Consider the following 22,136-nt stretch of genomic DNA (forward strand, 5'->3'; position numbering starts at 1 on the left):
ATGATAATCCAGAATCGACTCCGGCGCAGGGATAGCCAGTGAGGTATAGCTCCTGGCTATCCTACTTGCTAACACAGGGCTTGTTAGTCAGTTATAGCCTGTCAGCAGCGGATGAGCATCATCAAGATGAATACGTGTTTGAGGATGCGCTATTGCGTGGCTCCTCTCTCGGCTTAGGTTCTATATCTCGCTTTAATAAAAAAAATAGTTATGAGGCAGGCAAATACCAAGTTGATCTCTATATGAACAACAAATTTGTCGATCGTGTTGAACTGACCTTTATCACTAAAGGTGATGACGTTGTTCCCTGCCTATCAGGTGCGCAGTTACTACAGGCAGGTGTGGAAGAGTCAGCCCTGAAACAGGCCAATTTGGAAGATAACTGTCTGGATTTAAAAACTATTCTTCCTACCAGCGATTATCATTTTGATTACGCCAAATTACGTTTTGACCTGTCGGTTCCGCAGCTATTTGTTAAGAAAATGCCTCGGGGTTATGTCGATCCGCGCAATCTCACCTCAGGCGAGACTATTGGTTTCAGTAATTACAATTTCAACCAATATCACGTGGGCTATAACAAAGATGGCATTAAGCGCGCCACTGATTCGAGTTATTTGAGCCTGACCAACGGTATCAATGCCGGTATGTGGCGTTTTCGTCAGCAGGGCTCCTTGCGTTATGACCAGACCCGAGGGGCGAACTGGACCTCTAACCGGCTGTACAGCCAGCGCGCACTGCCGTCAATTGGCAGTGAAGTGACCGCCGGTGAAACTTTCAGCGCCGGTCAGTTTTTCTCAAGTATGGGGTTTACCGGCATCGCGCTGGCAACCGATGACCGCATGCTGCCGGAATCACAACGTGGCTACGCCCCTGTGGTGCGCGGCATCGCCAGAACCAACGCCAAGGTGACGGTATATCAGAATAACCGCTCGATTTACCAAGCTACCGTTTCACCGGGGCCGTTTGAGTTTGATGATTTATCAGCCACCAATTTTGGTGGTGACCTGACCGTCGAGATTCAAGAGGCAGATGGCAGCCTGAGTACCTTTCAGGTGCCCTTCTCCTCGGTGCCTGAGTCATTACGACCTGGCTATTCACGCTACAGTTTTGCCGCTGGGAAGGTGCGTGATCAGGGTAATCATGAACTCTTCAGTGAGCTGACCTATCAGCGTGGCGTCAGTAATGCCATTACGGCAAACAGTGGTTTACGTCTGGCCCCCGGTTATCAAGCCCTCATGCTGGGCGGCGTCTTTACCCACTATATTGGTGCCTTAGGGCTGGATGTCACCTATTCGAAAGCCAGCTTACCTGATGATGAGCAACAGAGTGGCTGGATGGCGCGAGCCGCTTTCAGCCGCACCTTTGAGGCCACCAACACCACGCTATCGGTGGCCGGTTACCGCTACTCAACTGAGGGCTACCGTGATTTGAGCGATGTATTAGGCGTTCGGGCCGCCACTCAGGGCAAAGTTTGGAGCTCCGGCTCTTATCAACAGCGCAGCCGAGCTGAAATTTCGCTTAATCAGAATTTTAACCGTTACGGTTCACTGTATTTAACCGCCTCCTCGCAGGATTACCGGAGTGACCGCAAACGGGATACGCAGTTGCAGTTGGGTTATGCCAATACCCTATGGCGCGATACCAGCTTCAACCTTGCAGTTTCACAACAAAAAACCGGGGGTGGCAGCAATGAAGTTTACTTTGTCGACCCCGGCAGTGGTATGCCTGCGGCAAATGGCGCCAATACTCTCGGCGTCAGCGAAACCCTGGTGCAGATCTCCATCTCATTCCCGTTAGGCGGTAGCCCACGTGCGCCCTATATTTCAGCCGGCGCGGTCAACAGCCAGGCCAGCGGTGCCAGCTATCAGACCTCATTATCCGGTGTGATGGGCGATGACCAATCAGCCAGTTACAGCATGGATTTTGCCCGCAGTGAGCAGAACAAAGAGAGCACCTTTAGCGGCAGTTTGCAAAAGCGGTTACCCGTGACCAGCCTGAGCGGCAGCGCCTCCAGCAGCCCCGGCTATTGGCAAGGATCAGCCAGTGCGCGAGGCTCGGCGGCCGTCCATAGCGGCGGTATCACACTGGGGCCATACCTGAGCGATACCTTTGCCTTAATCGAGGCCAAAGGTGCCAGCGGGGCCAAGGTGATGTATGGGCAAGGTGCGCGTATTGACCACTTTGGCTATGCCTTAGTACCCACCTTGACGCCCTATCGCTACAACACCATTACGCTCGATCCTGATGGTATGGATTTCAATACCGAGTTGCGAGATGGCGAGCGGCAGATTGCGCCCTATGCCGGCTCTACGGTGAAGGTCACTTTCCGCACACTGAGCGGATATCCGGTGTTAATTAACGTCAAGCTCGCTGATGGCAGCCAACTGCCCATGGGTACTGTGATTTATAGCACCAACGGCAGCGCCGATAGCAGGCATGACGACAGTAAACAGCAACATGAAGTCGGAATGGTCGGACAGGCCAGCCAAGCCTACTTACGGGCGGCATCCCCTAGCGGGACGCTCATGCTGGTATGGGGGGATGCTGCCGATGAGCGGTGTCAGCTTGATTACAATTTAGGCACCCCCAACAACGATCAGCAACTTTATAAACTCGATGCCTTGTGTGTCGTTACTCAGCCTTGAATCAGAGAAACAGTATGAATCCTATGACGACCCGCCGCGCTACGTTAGATCGACGCCGCCCCTTATTCTCTCAGGGTATGGGATTGTTTTTGGCATTCGGCTTACTGAGTGTGACGCTACCCAGTTATGCGCAATGTGTCTGGAAAGGTGCCAACATCGGTGGCGATAACTACGGTGCCTCATTGCAACTAGGCAATATCAATATGACGAGCAACTATATTCAGCCCGTTGATTCGATTCTGGCCTCCAGTATTATTAGTTTAGTCCCCGCCCGTTTCTGGGCAGATCCAGAAGCCGTTATCTATGAATGTGATATCGCCGATAAAGAGAGCATTTTCGAAGTTTTCGCCACAAATGGCGACAGTAATGTCGGCGGCTACACCAACATGGGGGATAACTATTTTCAGACGTTCTTCCCTTATACCGCATTGAAATTGATTCATGTCGATTCAGGTATTGAATTCAGCCGCATCTGGCAACAAGTGCCCCTGAAAAAATTCGATGTACTGGGCAATAAGATTCAGATTAAAGGCAAGCATTTCAGCCAGATCCGCGCTGAATTAAAAAAGGTCGGCTCAGTCGACCACAACCCTGGCCCCTCGACCTGGGGATGTCCGGGGCCAGCGGCAGATAACTACTCCGGCAGCTACACCTGCAATCAACCCAATGGCTATGTGGTTTTCAAAGGCCCCGGTATGCCAGTGCCGGAAGCCGGGTATGATTCGGCGACTAATTATCAAACATGGGGGAGTGGGCGCTATATGGCGTTTGGCATGAATACCTCGCCGGTCGCCGTCCTGACACGTAAAAATACCTGCGTGGTGCGCAACGTCACGCCTTATGTGGTTTTCCCTATCATCACCGTGAATGAACTCAACAATAACCAAACACGCAGTGCCGATATTACGGTGGATATTGAGTGCCAATCCGGCACGGAGTCGGGCATTAATAGCGGTCAAACGGCGCTGGGTATCCAAACCTCATTACCGGGCTACCTGAAAGCACAGAGCTTAGGGTTGGTGAACGCGGCCGGTGGCGTAAGCTACTTACTCTCCGACCATTACGGTACGGATAACCGCATTGCCACCGGGGTGGGGATCAGCTTGAGTGACAGCAATGGCGCGGCAATGAATTTTGTCGGCTGGGGCGGATGTGTCAGCAATTGCATCACGGGTTCCAGTGCTGCGGGTTGGTATCCCATCTTAACGGGGGCCAGCGCCAATGGCAGTAGTGCCGCCGGCTATAACAACTACTCCCATCACTTCACCGCCACATTGAAAAAACTGCCTAAGGGCAGCCCAACAACCGGTAAGATCGATGCCACCGCTTATGTTTTGGTGAAAATACAATGAGATATTTATGCTTATTTTTACTCATATTAACTATCAATCAGCACGTTTCGGCCGGTTTAGTCGCGGGAGCGACGCGCATGATCTATCAGCCGGAGTCGCGCGAACGCACACTGATGTTAGCGAATACCAATGATTATCCGGTGGTGGTACAAACCTGGATTGATGATGGTGATGTAGACAGCACGCCAGACCAGAGCAAAGCGCCATTTATGGTGTTACCGGCTGTATTTAAGATGCAAGCGGGCGCGGCTCAAGGGCTACGAATTATCAATAAAGGGGAGAATCTGCCTACCGATCGGGAGTCAGTTTACTGGCTGAATCTGTATGAGATACCGCCCAAAACGCGGCGTAATGTCGATGCCCATGCTCAGGTGGCGATGGCGATGAACACCCAGATGAAGATTTTTTATCGCCCCGACGGGTTAACGCCACCACCGGCCGAAGCGCTGAAAAAAGTGAGTTTCACCCTCAAAAAGCAAAATAGTGAATACGTTCTCATCGCCCATAACCCCACGCCATATCATGTCTCTTTCGGCCAGATTCAGCTGCAAAGCCAGCAAAAAAACGTTCTGGTCGCCCAAGAGATGGACATGATGTTGGCCCCATTTGCTGATCGGCAGTACCATTTTGAACAGCAGCCCACCTCACTTAACGGTGAGGTGACCCTGAATTATATTTATTTTAATGATGCGGGTAATGAGGTCAAAAATAGCCAACGCATAAAGGTGACAATGTAACAAATCACTTTTTGCCGGGTTAACCTGAGAGAAATTTTGACTTGAGCGGATACCTACCCGCGGCAGTGGGGCTTAAATCGCTATTTCAGCCCGCCACGGGAGGTGCTTAGATGATCTTCAGTGCAGAGGCCGTTTCCAGCCGTTGGTGATAGTTTCCTGCCGTTGGTAATAATAGTGCAGATTTAGCGCCCTTTCTTCTTACGCCCAGGCTGGGCAAAGCGCTTACGGGAAGCGGCATTACCATCAGGTTTTTCGGTTTTTTTCGGCCCGCTGATGCTCACTCTTTTCGCTTCAACCGCTTTAACCGGCGCTTTTTTTACTGGTTTTTCATCGGACGATGAGTTTTCGATCAACTTAAATAACTCGATGAGTTCATCTTCAGTCAAATCTCGCCATTCACCCTGCGGCAGCCCTTTCAGACTGATATTCATGATACGTACGCGTTCTAGCTTGGTAACTTCATAGCCAAAGTGCTTACACATGCGGCGAATCTGGCGATTAAGACCCTGCACCAGGGTGATACGAAACACAAAAGTGGCCTCTCTCTTCACTTTGCATTTCTTGGTCACCGTTCCCAGCATCGGCACACCGGCCCCTAAACCGAGAATAAATTCGTCAGTCACCGGTTTGTTGACGGTCACAACATACTCTTTTTCGTGATCGTTCCCAGCACGCAGGATTTTGTTGACCAAATCGCCGTGATTCGTCAGTAAAATCAGCCCTTGCGAATCTTTATCCAGCCGCCCGATAGGAAAGACCCGTTTGCTGTGGTTAACAAAATCAACGATGTTATTCTGCTCACCATCTTCCGTGGTGCTTATTACGCCGACGGGCTTATTCAGCGCAATCAGTATTAAGTCCTCTTCATTACGCGGCTCGATAATCTGACCGTTAACTTTCACCACATCTCCGGCAGAGACCTGAACGCCAACCGTAGCACGCTTGCCGTTAATAAAAACATTGCCTTGTTCGATATAGCGATCTGCATCGCGTCGAGAACAGATACCGCTCTCGCTAATGTATTTATTGAGACGAATGGAGGAGTTAGTCAGCATGATACCTTCGCAAAAAGCGGAACTATACCTTATCCGCGTGAGGATGCGAAGCTTGGTCGGGGGAATAATGTGAGCAGCTTAACAAGGGGGATAACTTGCGGGATAAATAGCAAGTTTGCTGAAAAACAAGCCAATAAGCTCATTCTCTCAGCAAACGCGCATTTATAACGTTTTTCCCCTTTGACATGCCCCAGATACCCCGCTATTATTCGCCTCGTTCACACGATTCCTCTGTAGTTCAGTCGGTAGAACGGCGGACTGTTAATCCGTATGTCACTGGTTCGAGTCCAGTCAGAGGAGCCAAATTAGAGAAGCCCGCTTAAGGAAACTTAAGCGGGCTTTTTGCTTTTCTGCTTACCCACGTTGCAATCCGTCATAGGCGATAGCACCATCATTCTCCATCAGGGTTCTGAGACCCTGGTTGCGCCGCATCCTTGCGGCCTAACATTTACGCCAACCCTAGCAGGGTATTGAGTTGTGCAATCTGCTGCTGCCACTGCTGTTGCAACACAGGTTTCTGATGTCTGGGTTTACGTGCTAAATCCTCCCCCAGCTTGCTTTCCAATTCCAGTAGTGTCGCCAGCAAGCGCTCCTCTTCGCTTTCCGCTTGCGTCTCGGCTGGCAATATTGTCGTTGAGTGAGTTGCCGTCGTGAGAGCCATTGGCACCGATTTATCAGCCAAAATAGCATAAACCGGTTCTAAATCGTGCCACTCTTCCAGCCGCTGTTTATTGATTAGCCAAAAACGATTGCAGCTTTGTTCAATCAATGTGCGGTCATGGGAAACCAGCAGCACGGCGCCACTAAATGTCTTCAGCGTGTCCGCCAGCTCCTCTTTGCCTTCCATATCAAGGTGATTGGTTGGCTCGTCGAGCAGCAGTAGCGAGTAGTTAGCCAGTGTTAGGCCGACAAACAGTAATCGCGAACGCTCGCCGCCGCTCAGCGTATTAACCCGCTGTTGATGCCGGAGATAAGGGAAACCTGCGCCGATTAGTGCCATTTTTCGCTGATCTTCCGTTAGCGGTGCGAACGGGGTCAAAGCCTCGGTTAATGTATCCTCATCCCTCAGTTGTTGCAGGCTCTGATCGTAGTAGCCCACACGCACTTTTGGATGGAACACCAGACCGACATCTGCGGCCTCTGGCTGGCTAACCGCCCGCCACAAGCAGTGCAGCAATGAGGATTTACCACAGCCGTTACGTCCAACCAACGCAATTCGATCACCGCTTTTTACCCGCAATTGATCCAACTCAAATAGCACCGGGGCCAGTGGCGCTGGCCGCACCCGCAGAGCTGACAATGCCAGCACGCGGTCTGCCGGTAAGGCCTCGCCGTTGAGACGCAACTGCCACTGATTACCCGCAGTGAGTTGGGTCTGCTCATCCTTAAGTCGATCGACCTGCCTCTCCATCTGCTTCGCCTTACGCGCCAGTTTTTCGCTGTCATACACGCTACCCCAGATAGCCAGCCGTTTGGCACTCTTTGCCACCCGATCAATCTCCTTCTGTTCGGCCTGACGGCGGTGGCTATCCACGATATCTTTTTCCGCTAATGCCTGTCGCGCCAACGTGCAAGGCAGACGAATGAACTGTAGATTTTTGTCGCGCAAGATCCAGGTGCAGTTGGTGACATGGTCCAGTAAGCTGCGATCATGTGAAACCAGAACAAAACTACCGCTCCAATTTAGCAGAAACTGTTCCAACCACAGCAGAGTGGGTAAATCCAGATGGTTACTGGGTTCGTCCAGCAGCAGCAAATCGGGTTGGCGAATCAGCGCCCGAGCCAATAGCAGGCGCGTGTGCTCTCCTCCACTCAATGTACCGGCAGTCAACTCCCAGTCGGCCTCGTCAAACCCCAAACTGGCGAGTAAAACTTCAGCTTGCCAGTATTCGGGTTGATGCAGGCTATCGGGCAGATGATTGAGCACCGCATCCAGCAGAGTGCAGTCAGCCAACATAGCGGGCAGATGTTGTTCAACACATGCCATCAGGCAATGATTGGCGGTGGTGATGGTGCCAGAGGTGGCGGGTAAATCCCCGCTGAGGATCTTTAGCAGCGTGCTTTTACCACTGCCGTTATGGCCAATCAGACCGATACGGTCACCTTTTTTCAGGCCAAAGGTGATCTCAGCCAGCAGTGGGCCGAAAGTGTTGTCGTAACAGACAGATTGTGCAGAAAGTAATGTGGTCATTGCTTACTCAAGTTTTACAGGCATAAAATGCCGATCGTCAAAAAAAACTGACGATAACCAGTAAGCTGGAGGGAAGTTCTCAGTGTGTTAGTTAGCTTCGCTCAAGCAGGTTATCGCAGCACGATACCGGTAATGCTTGAGCAAGCACGATCACTAAAGACGAGTGAATAAAGAAACAATTCACGGGTCAACATAGTAATCCTCCTTAAATAACGTTGGTTAATGAATAAACTGATTATATTGAGGTTTCTGCCATTACGCCAGTTTCAGTCTGTAACTGAGTAGTTGTCACTAGATGGGGGGTTCAGCATCTAAGCCATTATGTTGCAAGTCAATGGCTTAGATACCAAGATGGGAATGGCTGTTACGAATTTATCGCTTTTTTGGAATCCAGAGCACTGTGGATCGCCGCTTCCAATTCATTGACTTCAAATTTTGCTACGTAAGCATCCGCCCCAACTTTGCGGACATGATCTTCATTCGCACTACCGGACAGCGATGAATGGATAATCACCGGAATATTCTTCAGGAATTCATCGCGTTTAATATTCAGCGTCAATGTAAAGCCGTCCATCTCTGGCATTTCTAAATCGGTTAACACAAATGCGATTTTATCCGAGATAGGCCGCCCCTCCGCCCGCGCCTCATCAGCCATCTTACGAATTTTATTCCACGCCTCCAGGCCGGTGATATGCATCACCGCGGGAATATCCATCATCTTCAAGCCCTCTTCCAGCATCGAACGTGCCACCTTCGAGTCCTCAGCCACAATGGCGACTGAGCCAGGTTTCAGATCAAACGCCTTGGTTTTCTCACTGTCGATTTGGACATTACGATGAGCGGGAACGATGTCATACAAAATCTGTTCAACATCCAGCACCAGAGCTAGACGGTTACTTGCGGTGTCGTTATCCAGCCGTGCAATGCTGGTGATGCTGCGACTCTTAACACCCGCATCAGCAGCCAGTACCTGACTCCATTCAAGGCGGACGATATCATCAACCGACTCCACCGCGAATGCCTGAGTACTACGAGCATATTCGGTTACCAGCAGAATATTTAATCCGGTTTTTGGCTCACAACCGACAATAGCCGGGAGATCAATCACAGGAATAATCTCCCCGCGAATATTCGCCATCCCCATCATTGGCGATGCCATACCCGCCACCTTGGTTAGCGTAGGCATGGGCACAATTTCACGCAACTTAAACACGTTGATGCCGAACAGCTCAGATTTCTCTTCATCATGCGACTCGCCCAAGCGGAACAGCAACAGCTCAAACCGGTTCGATGAGGTGAGGTTAGTTCTCTCCTCTATCTCTTTTTGAAAATTATCCATACTTTCCCCAATGCGAATGAAGATTGATAAGTAGTAACAAGGCGAATTAAGTCATTCGGAAAATAAGGAATAACATTCTGCTTATCTATTTATCGGCAATGGGCCGAAAATACTTAATCATTCGGCTTAAGAAGATGTGGCGTGCCACTCCAGCCAGCGGTTGGCCGTAGGGGTTATGCCACTGGTCGATAGCGCCACAACCAGCGGCCTGTAGACATGCGGCGATAAAACAGTACGCCGCGCACTATCCAGTCGAGGAACATCCCCATCCAAACGCCTGTGACGCCAAATCCCAGGGTTATCCCCAAGATATAACCAACAATAATGCGGCAACCCCACATCCCTGCCAGCGCCACCCACATGGTATAACGAGCATCCTTCGCCCCTTTCAGGCCCGATGGTAGCACCCAAGAGGCCGCCCAGATCGGCATAAACAGCGCATTTATCCAGATCAGATGCTTCACCACATTGATAACGCCCGGTTCGTTGGTATAGAGAGAGGCCAAAAATCCAGCACTGGGGATCGATAGCAGCGCGATAAAACAGACGCCGACGGTGGATAGCCAGAAGATATGTTTGAGTTGGCGAATTGGCTGCAAAATCTGCCCTTTCCCCAATCGTGTGCCGATGATGATTGTCGAACTGTATCCCAACGCATTGCCCGGCAAGTTAATCAGCCCGACGATTGAAAAAGCAATAAAGTTACCGGCGATCACTTCAGTACCCATTCCCGCAACAAAGCGCTGGGTAATCAGCTTACCGATACTGAACATCACGGATTCAACACTGGCGGGAATGCCGATGCTCAGCACCTCAAACATAATGGCTGAGGTAAAGGGCAAAAAATAGGCCTTGAAGGGGATACGCAGAGTATTATTGGCACCGAAAATCAGCACCAGAACCACCACCAGCGCGCCGATATAGCGTGCAAGCGTGATACCAATACCCGCGCCGATAAAACCTACTCCCTGCCAGCTAAACAGGCCGTAAATCAGCACGCTACTGATAACAATATTGAGAATATTCATCGCAATATTGATAAACATCGGCAACCGCGTATTACCGGCCCCCCGTAGCGCACCACATCCCACCAGCGTGATCGCCATCGCCGGATAGTTCCAGACCGTCAAATTCAGGTAGGTCAGTGCCATGGCCTTAACGGCGGGATCGGCCTGATTCGCCATCAGATTGATAATGGCCTCACCGGCAAAATGCACCAGCAGCACCAAGAGTAAGGAGATTAAAACCAGCAGAGAGATGGATTCGCGGGCCGCCGTTTGCGCTTGCTTGCGCTTGCGCTGACCGAGACTGAATGACACCACCACCGATGTCCCCAGCGCCACTGAGGCAAAGAAAGCCGCAATCAACATATTGAAGCTGTCAGCCAGACCCACCGCCGCCATCGCCTCTTTGCCCAGCCAACTCACCAGTAAAGTGCTGAACACCCCCATCAACAGGACGCACAGCCCTTCAATAAACAGTGGGATCGCCAGCGGCGTTATCTCACGCCAAAATAGTACCCGGTAGGATTTTCGTTTTTTATACCACGCGCTTTCGCGAAAGATTTTCAACTTAACTGTCCCTGAAATCACGCCCAATTTGCTTACACCCGCGCTTTTCACCACTATGGTGAAATATCCCGATGCGCCGGTTTACAATGGCGGTTTTCCGCTTTAAATTTTAACGTGTTACACGTGATAAAAAATCGATGTAGATATCATAACAGAACGTGAAATTAATTTAAATGAAACGGAATTTCACCAAAGTACAAATTAAATACTTATGCAATAAAATTCACATAAATATGCAAAATATCTTTGACTCTACTACCGGTTTTGCGATATCAATGTAGCCATTGAAACCTTTGCCAGACTGACCTAAATTCATACAGGATTTAATTGATGACAACTATTCTCAAACACCTTCCTATTAATCAGCGTGTTGGTATTGCCTTCTCCGGTGGCCTGGACACCAGTGCCGCGCTGCTGTGGATGCAGAAAAAAGGGGCAATTCCTTACGCCTATACCGCTAATCTGGGTCAGCCTGATGAAGAGGATTACGATGCTATTCCACGTAAAGCGATGGAGTACGGTGCAGAGAAAGCCCGCCTGATCGATTGCCGCAAGCAGCTGGTCGCTGAAGGGATCGCCGCTATTCAATGTGGTGCCTTCCACAACACTACCGCCGGTGTCACCTATTTCAACACCACCCCGCTGGGCCGTGCCGTCACCGGAACCATGCTGGTCGCCGCCATGAAAGAAGATGGCGTGAATATCTGGGGTGATGGCAGTACCTATAAAGGTAACGATATTGAGCGTTTTTATCGTTACGGGCTGTTGACTAATGCTGAGTTGAAAATTTACAAGCCGTGGCTGGATACCGATTTCATCGATGAATTAGGTGGCCGCCATGAGATGTCCGAATTTATGATTCAATCCGGTTTCGACTACAAAATGTCGACCGAGAAAGCCTACTCCACCGACTCCAACATGTTGGGTGCAACTCATGAAGCCAAAGATCTAGAGTTTCTGAACTCCAGCCTCAAAATCGTTAACCCGATCATGGGGGTGAAATTCTGGGATGAGAATGTGGTCGTCAAAGCGGAAGAGGTTTCCGTCCGTTTTGAGCGCGGTTATCCGGTGGCACTGAATGGCGTGACCTTCGACGACAGCGTCGAGCTGATGATGGAAGCTAACCGCATCGGTGGCCGTCATGGTCTGGGCATGAGCGACCAGATTGAAAACCGGATTATCGAAGCTAAAAGCCGTGGCATCTATGAAGCCCCAGGGATGGCACTGCTGCATATTGCTTACGAGCGCCTGCTGACAGGTATTCACAACGAAGATACCATTGAGCAATATCATGCCAATGGCCGTGTTCTGGGCCGTCTGCTATATCAAGGTCGTTGGTTTGATCCGCAAGCGCTGATGCTGCGTGATTCAGCCCAGCGTTGGGTTGCCAGCGAAATTACCGGTGAAGTGACACTGGAACTGCGTCGCGGTAATGACTACTCGATCCTCAATACGGTCTCCGACAATCTGACTTACAAACCAGAGCGTCTGACCATGGAAAAAGGAGAGTCGGTGTTCTCACCAGATGACCGTATTGGTCAGTTGACCATGCGCAACCTGGATATCACCGATACCCGCGAGAAGCTATTCAACTATGCTGAAACCGGGCTGTTATCAACTTCTGCGACCACCGGTTTGCCGCAAGTGGATAATAATAATCTGAGCGTGCGTGGCATTCAGGATAAGAGCAAATAATTACCCCGGTTAAATACCCACCGGATCAGTGTTAAATGTTCCGGTTTTTTTAGCGGTGGCGTTTCGACTTAAAACGCCACTGCAATTATTAAGCCGTCGTGGTTGGCAACTCAATATGGCTCTCCGCTAGCGAGCCCATATTGTTGTACATCGCACAGGCTGCATCGACCAAATGCATGGCGAGGGCCGCACCACTGCCCTCACCCAGACGCATTTCCATCTGCAAATAGGGCTCCAGTTGCAGGTGATTCAGGGCGATCACCGCGCCTTTTTCTGCCGACATATGTGATGGAATCAGGTATTCGCGCACACCGGGGGCGATACGGCAAGCCGCCAACGCCGAGGCATACGAGAGGAAACCATCCAGCACCACCGGTAATCCCGCAGCCGCCGCACCTAACATCACGCCGGTCATACCCACCAGATCAAAGCCGCCAACTTTTGCCAGCACATCAATGCCATCACTGGCATCCGGCTGATTGGTTTCGATGGCGCGGCGCACCACCGCCACTTTATGATGCAGTTGCTCACTGGGGAAATTCGCCCCGATACCCACCACCGACTCAGGATCACTGTCGGTAAACACGCTAACCATCGCGGCGGCGGGCGTGGTGTTCGCCATACCCAGCTCACCGACACCAAACACTTTCACCCCATCAGCGGCTTGTTGTAGTGTCAGCGTGGCGCTGGCGAACAGTAGATCTTCTGCCTGTTGGCGGGTCATCGCCGCTTCGCGAGCAATATTGCCACTGCCACGGGCCACTTTCATATCCAGCACGCCGGGGAGTGTCTCGCTGTCGATACCCACATCGACAATCTTCACCTCCACACCCGCATTGGCGGCCAGCACACAAACACCGGTCACGCCCCTCACCATATTCAGCGCCTGAACCATGGTGACCACGCGGGGCGAAACAGCCACACCTTCGTCGTAGACACCATGATCAGCGGCCATCACAATAATTTGCTTGCGGCAGACTTGATGACCATATAACCCGCGCATCCCCGCCAGTTGGGTAGCCAATAGCTCCAGACGGCCCAAACTGCCGGGTGGCTTAAGCAAGCCGTCCAGCCGCACTTTGGCGCGGGCCATCGCTTTGTGGTCTAACGGTGGAATTCTCGCCAGAATCGATGAAAGTGTCTGCATCTGTTTAACCTCGTGTCGCAGGCTGCCAGGCAGCCCGACTGTTAAATGCACGCAGCGTGACAAACCCGTCATGGATCTCCAACACGCTGTATGCCCCCTGCTCAAAATGAAAGTGCCACATGGCCGCTGCGGGCATTGCCAGCAGGCGGGCCAACATCAGGCTTAACACCCCCTGATGGGCGACCAGTAGCCGATTATTGTCGTTATTTTGCACTGATTTGAGTTGCACAACGGCCCCTTCGATGCGGGCCAAAAACTGCGGAAAAGACTCCCCAGCGGTGGGGCTGGCCTGTTGCCAATCGGCCACCCATGCCGCCCATGCATCGGGATCTTCACGTTGTAAATCATGGTGATGGCGCATTTCCCAATCACCAAAATTCATCTCATTCAATTGCTCGTCGATAGTGGCGTTAATGTCCTGCCCCGCCAGCACGATATCGGCGGTATGGCGCGCGCGTAGTAATTGACTGCTCACCGCGTGGGTAAAATCAACATCTGCCAGCCACGCGGCGACCTGTCCGGCCTGCTCCACGCCCGGTGAGGTCAGCGGCAAATCGGTCATGCCGCAAAAAACACCGCGCAAATTGGCCTCGGTTTGCCCGTGGCGTACCAGAAAGAGTCGCATAGAATGGCCCACTATTGAGAGTGTTCAGGGGGTTGTGATATCACAGCAGCGCCAGCAAAAACAGGAGTTCGCCCATCTCGGCCGCGGCCCCCAGGGTATCACCGGTCTGCCCGCCCAGGCGGCTGCGCAGATAGGTCGCCAGCAGCCATACCACCGCCATGGTGATCACCAGCGCCAGCACCGCCGCCCCTTTGCCGAGCAATAGCGTCAATACCACGCCGCCTGCTAAGGTGATGGCCGTTTGTCTGCCAGTGACTTTACCAATGTATATGTTGCCCAGCCCATTACCTGCGCGGGCATAGCGCTGGCGGTACATCAGCAGCACAATTACCGTGCGGCCCGCGACCGAAGCGGCGGTCAGCATAGCAAGCATCGGCACATCGCGCAGCGCCAGTTCGCTCACCACCAGCACTTTTGCCACCACCATAAAGATCAGCGCCAACCCGCCATTAGTGCCGAGGCGACTGTCGCGCATGATCTCCAGCATCTGCTCGCGCTTACGGGCGGAAAACACCCCATCACAGGTATCTGCCAGCCCATCGAGATGAAAAGCGCCGGTGATCAGTGCCAGGGCCAGCACATAGCCCAGTGCCGCCAAGGGCACACCGCACCAAGGGGCCAGCAAGGTAAAGAGCACGCCACCGATCCCCCCAACAATCAAGCCAATCAGTGGGAAGCCGACAATACCGCGTTCGTATTGATCCATCGCCAGCCCTTGTGTCCAGCGCTCAGGCACCGGAATGCGGGTCATAAACTGCAAGGTGGCGAGAAATAGCCGCAGGCTCATTTAATTTTGACCTCAATACCAGAAACCACTAAAAACACCTCGTCAGCCGCTGCCGCCAGCCGTTGATTGACCCGCCCCGCGATATCGCGAAAATGCCGCGCGAGGCGGTTTTCCGGCACGATCCCCATGCCCAGCTCATTGGTGACCAGATAGATTGGCGCTGAACTGCGGGCGCAGGCGGCCAGCAGATCGGTAATCTGTTGCTGGACCCCCACCTCCAACTGGGTAAAATCCATCTGTTCAGGTGGCGTGTCGCCCGCCTGCTCAAACAGCAGATTGGTGATGAGCGTGGTGATGCACTCTAGCACCACCGCCTCACCCCCAGCCACTTGCTGCTCCAGTACCGCGGCGAGATCCCGATACCCCTCCCAAGTGCGCCAGTGTGCCGGGCGGGTGGCACGGTGGAGCGCAACCCGCTCGGCCATTTCGGTGTCAGTCACCACCGAGGTGGCGATGTAAAACACCCGATCGCACGCCTGTGCCGCCAGCCGTTCAGCCAGCGAACTCTTGCCGCTACGCGCACCGCCGGTAATCAAAATCACTGTGTGCTCTCCTGTTGATGTGCGGCCATTAGCTGATAAATACGTTCTATATCAATATGCTGGCGCATGTGTGCCGCCAAAATATCAAACTGTTGCTGCTTATGCTCCGCATAATTGACACTCACACCATCAAACGCCGCCAGCCCTTTACGTTGCCGCAACTTATCTAGCAGGGCGCGGGTAAAGTGGTGGCTGTCGAACAGGCCATGAATATAGCTGCCCAGCACATTGCCGTCACTGTTCACCGCCCCATCGACCCACTGCTCCGCTTGCCCGTTACGCAGTGTTAGGCGGGCAAAAGGGGTGGCATCAGCCCCCAATTGGGAAACTCCCATATGGATCTCATAGCCCTCCAGTGGGTGCTCCGCGCAGCTTGCCAGCATCCCCGGCAGGGCCGCCAAACAGTGGCCGCTGACCCGTGTGGTGACTTTATCCGGCGCGAATTGGGTCTCTACGTCTAGCAAACCGAGGCCCTCCATCTGCTCAAGGCCCGACTCCACGCCATCGACAATGCGCTTACCCAACATCTGATAGCCGCCGCAGATCCCGATCAGCGGTAGTTGCCGCTGATGCTGCGCCAGCAGTGCCGCCGCCAGCCCGCTATGATGCAGCCACTGCAAATCACCTAGCGTATTTTTGCTGCCGGGCAGGATAATCAAGTCCGGCTGACCCAACGCGGAGAGCTGCGCAACATAGCGTAAGCGCACATCTGGCTGCGCAGCCAGGGCATTAAAATCGGTAAAGTTGGCAATGTGTGGCAGGCGAATTACCGCGATATCTAGCGCCTGTTCTGTCGCATCATCATATTTGCCATTTTGCAGCGCCACACCATCTTCATCTTCCAAATCAATATCCAGCCACGGCATCACCCCCAAAACAGGGACATCCGTCAGGGCTTCAATCTGTTCTAAGCCGGGTTTAAGCAGCGCGATATCCCCGCGAAACTTATTGATGATCACCCCTTTAACCCGCGCTTTTTCATCCGGGTGTAGCAACGCCAGCGTGCCATAAATAGAGGCGAATACACCGCCGCGATCAATATCAGCCACCAATAAAACCGGCGCATCCGCCATTATTGCCATGCCCATATTGACGATATCGCGGTCGCGCAGATTAATCTCCGCAGGGCTGCCGGCCCCCTCTAGCACCATCACCTCATATTCAGCGGCCAGACTGTGGTAGACCTCACTGATCTGCTGCTGCAACTGCGGCTTGTACTGGTGATACTCCACCGCATCCATATTGCAGGCCACTTTGCCCATCAACACCACCTGCGCCTTGCGGTCACTGGTGGGTTTTAGCAGCACCGGATTCATGCGCACATCAGGGACGATACCCGCCGCTTCGGCCTGAAAAATCTGCGCCCGCCCCATCTCCTCGCCTTGCGGCGTAATACCCGAATTCAGCGCCATATTTTGCGATTTGAAGGGGGCGCAACGATACCCATCCTGCATAAAAATGCGGCATAGCCCCGCCACTAACACACTTTTGCCGACGTCAGATGCCGTGCCTTGCACCATGATCGATAAACTCATCGCGCTTCCTCCGCTTCACGCTGACGCATCAACGCAAAAAGTTGTTCTTCGGTTTTGCACAGCGGCAACCCTAGCTCAGTGTGCATTTTCACCAGCCACGGCTGAACCAGCCCGGCGGCTTGCAGTTTTTCCTGTTGCAGGAACACCTCGGTGGTTTCACCAGCCATCATCAGGTGCCCATGAGATAGGACATACAGGTAGTCACAAACCTTATAAATCAGGTCGATATCATGGCTGGATAGAATAACCCGTTTTCCTTCCGCCACAATGCGCTCAATAAGGGTAATCATATGTTGGCGGCCCGCAGGATCGAGTCCCGCTGTCGGTTCATCCAGCAGCAGATACTCCGCCTCCATCACCAGCGCCCCGGCAATCGCCACCCGTTTTTTCTGCCCGTGGCTCAGGTGCTGGATCGATTTATGGCGAAACCCCTGCGCATCCACCAAAGTCAGCGCCCGATCAACCCGCTCGGCAATAATCGCCTCTGGCATCCCCAGATTGCGCAAGCTGAAAGCAATATCACTGTCGATATCGGTATAAAAGATCTGCTGTTCCGGGTCTTGAAACACCGTGGTTACCCGCTGGCGTAGTGCCCGTAACGAAGCTTTTTTGTAGCTAAGCGGCTCATCTTGCCACAACACCGCCCCCTGCTGCGGTTGCAGAATGCCGGTCAGATTCATAAATAGCGTGGATTTGCCGCAACCATTGGCCCCCAAGACACCGGTGACCGCGTGTTGGCTGAAATCCAGTGTCAGATCATGCAGCACCTGCTCATCCTGATAGCTGAAACATAACTGCCGGGTGGCTAACATCACATCCTGCCTTACAGGTGAAAATCACCCTGATAGAGTTTCATATCCAGCGAGATGACCATCTGCTGATAGCGAATCATCACGCGGGTAAATAGCATACCAACCAGCATTGCCAGCGAGCGGTAACCCGTGGGCAATGAGATATAGCCAAATCTCAGTGACTGCGCCTGATGAATCGCCGCCGCCTCCTCGATCAAAATAAAGATAAAGCGCCATGTCAGCAGGATCTGCTCGGTAAGCAGACGGGGGGCATGGCAGCGTTTCAATAGTTGAATCAGCTGCGGAAATGGTGTGTTGAGCACAAACCAGAAGGTGGCTGCCAGTGCCGCCAGACTACGCCACAATGTTTGATTGGCGGTGGCGAGGCCGATTTTATCGATGCCGAACCACCAGTTGCCCATTTGCACCCCCCACCACAAGCTCTCCGGTTGACGGGCCAGCGATAGCACAATGGTCACCAGCCCCAGCAACAAAAAAGAGAGCGGGATCGCCAGCCAGCGCAGATAGCGGCGCGGGCCAACCCGCAGCAAATAGCAGGTCAGCGCGGCGATAAACAGCAGCAGCAGCGCCTGATACATCGGCGGGCTGAGCATGGCGAGCAGCAGGAATACCCCATACAGCAGCAGTTTTCCCATCGGGTCAGCCTGTCGCCAGCGGCTCTGATAGCTCAGCTTATCAATCCCCAGCATGCTCACCGCGTTTCCCCCGGTAGTAGCCCAAGATATAGAAGATCACCGCCGCACCCATGGAGCCTTGCAGGGTAAAGAGTAAGCTTTCGATTTCGCCGCTGGCCGGTTCATATAGCGGCGTGAACCACGGCTGATAGTGTGGTGCGGTGACCTGAATTAAAGCTTCAGCCTCGCCATCCGAGCCGCCATATTCGCCGCCGTGATTGATAAAAAACGGCAAGATCACCAGTGCTATCACCATCGCCAGCAGGATAAGGGTCTTTTTCATGTTAATGAGCCTCCGAGTGGATTAACTGGCGTTTGGTTAATTGGTCGTAAATCATCACTGTCAGCAAACCTTCCGCAATGGCTATCGGGATCTGGGTAATGCAGAACACCCCCATAAATTTGATAATCGAGCCGCTGACACCAAATTGCGGGTCTGGGAAGGCCAATCCGAGCTGAACCGAGGTGACAAAATAGGTGGTTAAGTCGGCGAGCATGGCGCACAGGAACACCCCAACATCACGGCGTAACCCCGCTTTACAGGCCAGTTTCCAGACCAGATAACCCACGACCGGCCCAATCACCGCCATCGACATGCCATTCGCGCCCAAGGTGGTCAACCCGCCGTGTGCCAATAGCAGCGCCTGAAATAGCAGCACAATCGCCCCTAATACCGCCACCACCACAGGCCCGAACAGAATCACCGCCAGCCCAACACCCGTGGGGTGCGAGCAACTGCCGGTCACCGACGGAATTTTCAGCGCGGAGAGCACGAAAATAAAGGCACCACACAGTGCCAGTAACACTTTTTGATTACTGTCTTCAGCCACAATCTGCTTTAAGCGCACCAGCCCCATAAACAGGCACGGCAGGAACAGCACCCACCAGGCCAGTGCCCACATCGGCGGCAAAAAACCTTCCATAATGTGCATCGCAAAAACATCATTCGGGGCCAGTGTTAACAGAATTGCCATCGCAACTCCGCTATACGAAAGTTTCTTTAACTCTTTTTCCATTTCCATTAGTTGCTCCAATCACTTTGGATATCGGTTAAAAAACTTAACTATCGGATATTTATTAGCTAGCGGTTATCCATTAACTCGTTGCTGCTTATTCACTAAAATGGTCGAGAAATAGGGCAATGGCTGGTCAGCGGCAATACTATCCAACTGACGCCAACACAGCTCCCCCGGTAGTGAGGCTTCCGCCATCAGCAGCGCATGGGGGAAGAGTTCCAGGCGGGCCAACAGCGCCTGAATGCGGGCGAAGCGGCCATAAACTTTCATCAATACCACGCAATCGTGATCGCGCAATGCCCGCTCCAGCTCCGCTTCCGGCGCGGTACAAGAGATAATCGCCAGCGACTGTTGATCCATCGCCAACGGCAAGGCCGCGCGGGATGCAATGGCGGCGAAAGAGGTCACGCCCGGAACAATCTCCAACCAATCAGGGCGACCAATGCGTTCTAGCAAAAATACCCAGGTGCTAAATAGCATCGAGTCGCCGAGGGTGATAAAGCCGACCTGACGCCCATTGGCGACCTCGGTTTGCAACTGCTGCGCCACCTCATCCCAGACCGCCTGCTTTTCACTATCATCGGCACTCATCGGGAAGTGGCAGGTACGAATTTCAGTGGTGGGTGACAAATATTCGCGCACGATAGAGAGTGCCAGGCTATCACCACCTTTGCGCCCTGCCGGGGCATAGAGCACATCGAGTTTAGCGACCAGTCGTGCGGCTCGCACCGTGATCAAATCACTGGCACCGGGGCCGACACCTAAGGCATAAAGTCTGCCGCTCATTACGCTGCCTCCTGCTGTTTTTGTTGTAGGGCGTGGTCTAGATGTTCCACAAACATTTGGCGAATCAAGGGGTTTTCACCTAATCCTTGCAGCCATGATTGAGCGCTGATACCGGCCGCTTCCAATTGTGAGCGCCATGAGTCCGGTTCGTCAGAGGCCATGTCGTTGATGGCGTGATCCCCTGCTACCAGCATCAGTGGCATCAAGTGCACTTTGCGCACCCCCTGCTGCTGTAGGCGGCTAATGATATGGCTGATCTCCGGGTAGCTCTCCACCGCGCCGACCAGCGCGGGGAAGTTCAGCGAGGCCATTAAGTGGTCAAGGCAGGCATAAGCGGAGAAGGCGAAATGGCTGGCACCGTGGCCCATAAACACCACCCGTTCATCCGCCGCCAGTGGTGGCATCTGCGCTCGCAGCGCAACCAGCAACTGTTGGTAATCGGCAAAGCTGCTCAGCAGCGGCGTGCCCAGCACCAGATGGTGGAAAAGGTCGCTGAAGGCGCGAACTTCATTGGCGACTTTTTCATATTCATCGCCGTTGATCACATGCAGTGATTGGATGGCGACATCCTGATAGCCCAACTCGGCCAGCTGTTTCAGGGCTTCACGCGGGTTATTGATCAGCAGGCCATCGCGCTTACGCAATTTGCGAATAATCATCTCCGAGGTAAAGGCGCGGAAAATATCGCGGTCGCTGTAAGCCGCCGCCAACTGCTGCTCGCAGGTATCAATATTCTTCTGGCGGGTCTGTTCGTAACTGGTGCCAAAACTGATCACCAACAGTGCTTTTTTCATTTTATTCTCCTCGTTGTTGCTGCCAGTGGGTCAGATGTTGGGTCAATTCATCTAATGAAGTCACTTGCTGCCCAATATGGCCCAAGTGCACGGCGGGCGGGCGGCACACTACAATGCAGGGGATATTCAGCGCCAGACAGGGGGCCACTTTCTCCTGATAGCCCCCCTGCACACCGGACTCTTTGGTGATGACCACATCCGGCTGGCAAAACTGATACAGCGCCTGATTGAACTGCGCACTAAATGGCCCGCGCAGCGCGATAATATTGTCCACCCCCAGCCCCAGCGCTTCGCACTGACTCAGCACCTCGGCGGTGGGCAGCACACGCGCTAACACTGTTTTACCTGTCAGCCGGCGCTGATACTCCGCCAGCTGTTTGCTGCCGGTGGTGAGCAGCACCCGTGGCCCCAGCGTCTGGGCCACGGCACAGGCCGCGCTTAAGCTATCGACTTTGTGCAGCAGTGGATGATTGATCGCGTCAATTTCACTTGGGCGCTGATAGCGAATCATCGGCACATTCGCCTGTGCACAGGCGGCGACCACATTGTCACTGAGCAGCTCGGCATAAGGGTGTGAGGCATCAATCACCCAGCGCACCGCGCGGGCGGTCAGAAAATCGGCCATCGCCGCCGCATCCATGCGCCCGACCAACACTTCGCCGCGAATATCACCCGCCAGCTGCCTGCCCGCATCAGTGGCGACCGACAGGCTATAGCGCTCGCCTGCGCCATCAAGCAATTGGCAAATCAGCCGTGCATCACTGGTGCCGCCAAACAGGTGGATCGCTGGGTGGCTGCTCGTCATAACCAATGGCCTATCACAGTGAATGCCC

The 22,136-nt window shown here is 53.1% G+C and carries 20 protein-coding genes and 1 tRNA gene; 5 read left to right on the forward strand and 16 right to left on the reverse strand.

Annotation, left to right across the window (positions count from 1 at the left end; translation table 11 throughout):
- The first annotated feature begins 38 nt into the window (after positions 1-38).
- From FFE93_RS13270 to FFE93_RS13280, 3 genes are read left to right on the forward strand one after another with little or no spacing between them, the layout of a single operon-like run.
- Positions 39-2,645, forward strand: a complete 2,607-nt coding sequence (locus tag FFE93_RS13270) for a fimbria/pilus outer membrane usher protein (RefSeq protein WP_138775332.1) — start codon at positions 39-41, stop codon at positions 2,643-2,645.
- 14 nt (positions 2,646-2,659) lie between these two features.
- Entirely contained in the window at positions 2,660-3,997 is a 1,338-nt protein-coding gene (locus FFE93_RS13275) for a fimbrial protein (protein WP_186367656.1), read from the forward strand.
- Positions 3,994-4,734: a molecular chaperone gene (locus FFE93_RS13280; protein ID WP_032899066.1), complete on the forward strand. Its 741-nt coding sequence runs from the start codon at positions 3,994-3,996 to the stop codon at positions 4,732-4,734. The genes FFE93_RS13275 and FFE93_RS13280 overlap by 4 nt, the downstream gene beginning before the upstream one ends.
- A gap of 182 nt (positions 4,735-4,916) precedes the next feature.
- Here the strand turns inward: FFE93_RS13280 and rluF are convergent, their stop codons facing one another.
- Entirely contained in the window at positions 4,917-5,789 is an 873-nt protein-coding gene (gene rluF / locus FFE93_RS13285; RefSeq protein WP_005279491.1) for a 23S rRNA pseudouridine(2604) synthase RluF, read from the reverse strand.
- A 227-nt stretch (positions 5,790-6,016) separates the two neighbouring features.
- Here rluF and FFE93_RS13290 point away from each other — a divergent pair.
- A tRNA-Asn gene (locus FFE93_RS13290) sits at positions 6,017-6,092 on the forward strand.
- 145 nt (positions 6,093-6,237) lie between these two features.
- Here FFE93_RS13290 and FFE93_RS13295 read toward each other — a convergent pair.
- From FFE93_RS13295 to FFE93_RS13305, 3 genes are all read right to left on the reverse strand, one after another.
- A complete protein-coding gene (locus tag FFE93_RS13295; protein WP_138775333.1) occupies positions 6,238-7,980 on the reverse strand; it encodes an ABC-F family ATP-binding cassette domain-containing protein in 1,743 nt (580 codons plus the stop codon).
- Between the two features lie 364 nt (positions 7,981-8,344).
- A complete protein-coding gene (locus FFE93_RS13300) occupies positions 8,345-9,319 on the reverse strand; it encodes a chemotaxis protein (protein ID WP_005274553.1) in 975 nt (324 codons plus the stop codon).
- 173 nt (positions 9,320-9,492) lie between these two features.
- Positions 9,493-10,890 carry an EmmdR/YeeO family multidrug/toxin efflux MATE transporter gene (locus tag FFE93_RS13305; protein WP_032897989.1) on the reverse strand — a complete coding sequence of 466 codons (1,398 nt, stop codon included), beginning with the start codon at positions 10,888-10,890 and terminating at the stop codon, positions 9,493-9,495.
- A 330-nt stretch (positions 10,891-11,220) separates the two neighbouring features.
- Here FFE93_RS13305 and argG point away from each other — a divergent pair, with 330 nt between their 5' ends.
- On the forward strand, positions 11,221-12,585 hold the full coding sequence (argG, locus tag FFE93_RS13310) for an argininosuccinate synthase (RefSeq protein ID WP_005274558.1): 1,365 nt from the start codon (positions 11,221-11,223) through the stop codon (positions 12,583-12,585).
- 88 nt (positions 12,586-12,673) lie between these two features.
- Here the strand turns inward: argG and cobT are convergent, their stop codons facing one another.
- The 12 genes from cobT to FFE93_RS13370 form a co-directional block, all read right to left on the reverse strand.
- A complete protein-coding gene (gene cobT / locus FFE93_RS13315; RefSeq protein WP_032897956.1) occupies positions 12,674-13,732 on the reverse strand; it encodes a nicotinate-nucleotide--dimethylbenzimidazole phosphoribosyltransferase in 1,059 nt (352 codons plus the stop codon).
- A gap of 4 nt (positions 13,733-13,736) precedes the next feature.
- Complete coding sequence (locus FFE93_RS13320) at positions 13,737-14,357, reverse strand: adenosylcobalamin/alpha-ribazole phosphatase (protein WP_005274561.1); 621 nt, start codon at positions 14,355-14,357, stop codon at positions 13,737-13,739.
- Between the two features lie 40 nt (positions 14,358-14,397).
- Positions 14,398-15,144 carry an adenosylcobinamide-GDP ribazoletransferase gene (gene cobS, locus FFE93_RS13325; protein WP_138775334.1) on the reverse strand — a complete coding sequence of 249 codons (747 nt, stop codon included), beginning with the start codon at positions 15,142-15,144 and terminating at the stop codon, positions 14,398-14,400.
- Entirely contained in the window at positions 15,141-15,686 is a 546-nt protein-coding gene (cobU, locus tag FFE93_RS13330) for a bifunctional adenosylcobinamide kinase/adenosylcobinamide-phosphate guanylyltransferase (RefSeq protein WP_054872162.1), read from the reverse strand. Before cobU ends, cobS begins: the two co-directional genes overlap by 4 nt.
- The gene (locus FFE93_RS13335) at positions 15,683-17,221 is read right to left on the reverse strand and encodes a cobyric acid synthase (protein WP_054872163.1); all 1,539 of its coding nucleotides are present in this window, start codon (positions 17,219-17,221) and stop codon (positions 15,683-15,685) included. The genes cobU and FFE93_RS13335 overlap by 4 nt, the downstream gene beginning before the upstream one ends.
- Complete coding sequence (locus FFE93_RS13340) at positions 17,218-18,033, reverse strand: ATP-binding cassette domain-containing protein (RefSeq protein WP_005274572.1); 816 nt, start codon at positions 18,031-18,033, stop codon at positions 17,218-17,220. The genes FFE93_RS13335 and FFE93_RS13340 overlap by 4 nt, the downstream gene beginning before the upstream one ends.
- An 11-nt stretch (positions 18,034-18,044) precedes the next feature.
- Entirely contained in the window at positions 18,045-18,722 is a 678-nt protein-coding gene (locus FFE93_RS13345; protein ID WP_057647144.1) for an energy-coupling factor ABC transporter transmembrane protein, read from the reverse strand.
- Complete coding sequence (locus FFE93_RS13350; RefSeq protein ID WP_005274578.1) at positions 18,709-18,990, reverse strand: energy-coupling factor ABC transporter substrate-binding protein; 282 nt, start codon at positions 18,988-18,990, stop codon at positions 18,709-18,711. Before FFE93_RS13350 ends, FFE93_RS13345 begins: the two co-directional genes overlap by 14 nt.
- A 1-nt stretch (position 18,991) precedes the next feature.
- The gene (gene cbiM / locus FFE93_RS13355) at positions 18,992-19,729 is read right to left on the reverse strand and encodes a cobalt ECF transporter S component CbiM (protein ID WP_005274581.1); all 738 of its coding nucleotides are present in this window, start codon (positions 19,727-19,729) and stop codon (positions 18,992-18,994) included.
- A gap of 66 nt (positions 19,730-19,795) precedes the next feature.
- Positions 19,796-20,509 (reverse strand): cobalt-factor II C(20)-methyltransferase, encoded by a 714-nt coding sequence (locus FFE93_RS13360; RefSeq protein WP_032897961.1) that lies wholly within the window; start codon positions 20,507-20,509, stop codon positions 19,796-19,798.
- Positions 20,509-21,303 (reverse strand): sirohydrochlorin cobaltochelatase, encoded by a 795-nt coding sequence (cbiK, locus tag FFE93_RS13365; RefSeq protein WP_005274584.1) that lies wholly within the window; start codon positions 21,301-21,303, stop codon positions 20,509-20,511. The genes FFE93_RS13360 and cbiK overlap by 1 nt, the downstream gene beginning before the upstream one ends.
- Before the next feature lies 1 nt (position 21,304).
- Complete coding sequence (locus FFE93_RS13370; protein WP_138775335.1) at positions 21,305-22,108, reverse strand: cobalt-precorrin-6A reductase; 804 nt, start codon at positions 22,106-22,108, stop codon at positions 21,305-21,307.
- Positions 22,109-22,136 lie beyond the last annotated feature (28 nt).

It is taken from the genome of Yersinia sp. KBS0713 (assembly GCF_005937895.2).
GTDB lineage: Bacteria > Pseudomonadota > Gammaproteobacteria > Enterobacterales > Enterobacteriaceae > Yersinia > Yersinia bercovieri.

Excerpts from the sequence above, each read along its gene's own strand:
- FFE93_RS13360 (WP_032897961.1), bottom strand. The coding sequence starts at position 20,509 with ATGAGCGGCAGACTTTATGCCTTAGGTGTCGGCCCCGGTGCCAGTGAT.
- cbiM (WP_005274581.1), bottom strand. The coding sequence starts at position 19,729 with ATGGAAATGGAAAAAGAGTTAAAGAAACTTTCGTATAGCGGAGTTGCG.
- FFE93_RS13340 (WP_005274572.1), bottom strand. The coding sequence starts at position 18,033 with ATGTTAGCCACCCGGCAGTTATGTTTCAGCTATCAGGATGAGCAGGTG.
- FFE93_RS13350 (WP_005274578.1), bottom strand. The coding sequence starts at position 18,990 with ATGAAAAAGACCCTTATCCTGCTGGCGATGGTGATAGCACTGGTGATC.
- FFE93_RS13335 (WP_054872163.1), bottom strand. The coding sequence starts at position 17,221 with ATGAGTTTATCGATCATGGTGCAAGGCACGGCATCTGACGTCGGCAAA.
- FFE93_RS13280 (WP_032899066.1), top strand. The coding sequence starts at position 3,994 with ATGAGATATTTATGCTTATTTTTACTCATATTAACTATCAATCAGCAC.
- FFE93_RS13320 (WP_005274561.1), bottom strand. The coding sequence starts at position 14,357 with ATGCGACTCTTTCTGGTACGCCACGGGCAAACCGAGGCCAATTTGCGC.
- cobT (WP_032897956.1), bottom strand. The coding sequence starts at position 13,732 with ATGCAGACACTTTCATCGATTCTGGCGAGAATTCCACCGTTAGACCAC.
- FFE93_RS13275 (WP_186367656.1), top strand. The coding sequence starts at position 2,660 with ATGAATCCTATGACGACCCGCCGCGCTACGTTAGATCGACGCCGCCCC.
- FFE93_RS13345 (WP_057647144.1), bottom strand. The coding sequence starts at position 18,722 with ATGCTGGGGATTGATAAGCTGAGCTATCAGAGCCGCTGGCGACAGGCT.
- cbiK (WP_005274584.1), bottom strand. The coding sequence starts at position 21,303 with ATGAAAAAAGCACTGTTGGTGATCAGTTTTGGCACCAGTTACGAACAG.
- FFE93_RS13300 (WP_005274553.1), bottom strand. The coding sequence starts at position 9,319 with ATGGATAATTTTCAAAAAGAGATAGAGGAGAGAACTAACCTCACCTCA.
- FFE93_RS13370 (WP_138775335.1), bottom strand. The coding sequence starts at position 22,108 with ATGACGAGCAGCCACCCAGCGATCCACCTGTTTGGCGGCACCAGTGAT.
- rluF (WP_005279491.1), bottom strand. The coding sequence starts at position 5,789 with ATGCTGACTAACTCCTCCATTCGTCTCAATAAATACATTAGCGAGAGC.
- cobS (WP_138775334.1), bottom strand. The coding sequence starts at position 15,144 with ATGAGCCTGCGGCTATTTCTCGCCACCTTGCAGTTTATGACCCGCATT.
- FFE93_RS13295 (WP_138775333.1), bottom strand. The coding sequence starts at position 7,980 with ATGACCACATTACTTTCTGCACAATCTGTCTGTTACGACAACACTTTC.
- argG (WP_005274558.1), top strand. The coding sequence starts at position 11,221 with ATGACAACTATTCTCAAACACCTTCCTATTAATCAGCGTGTTGGTATT.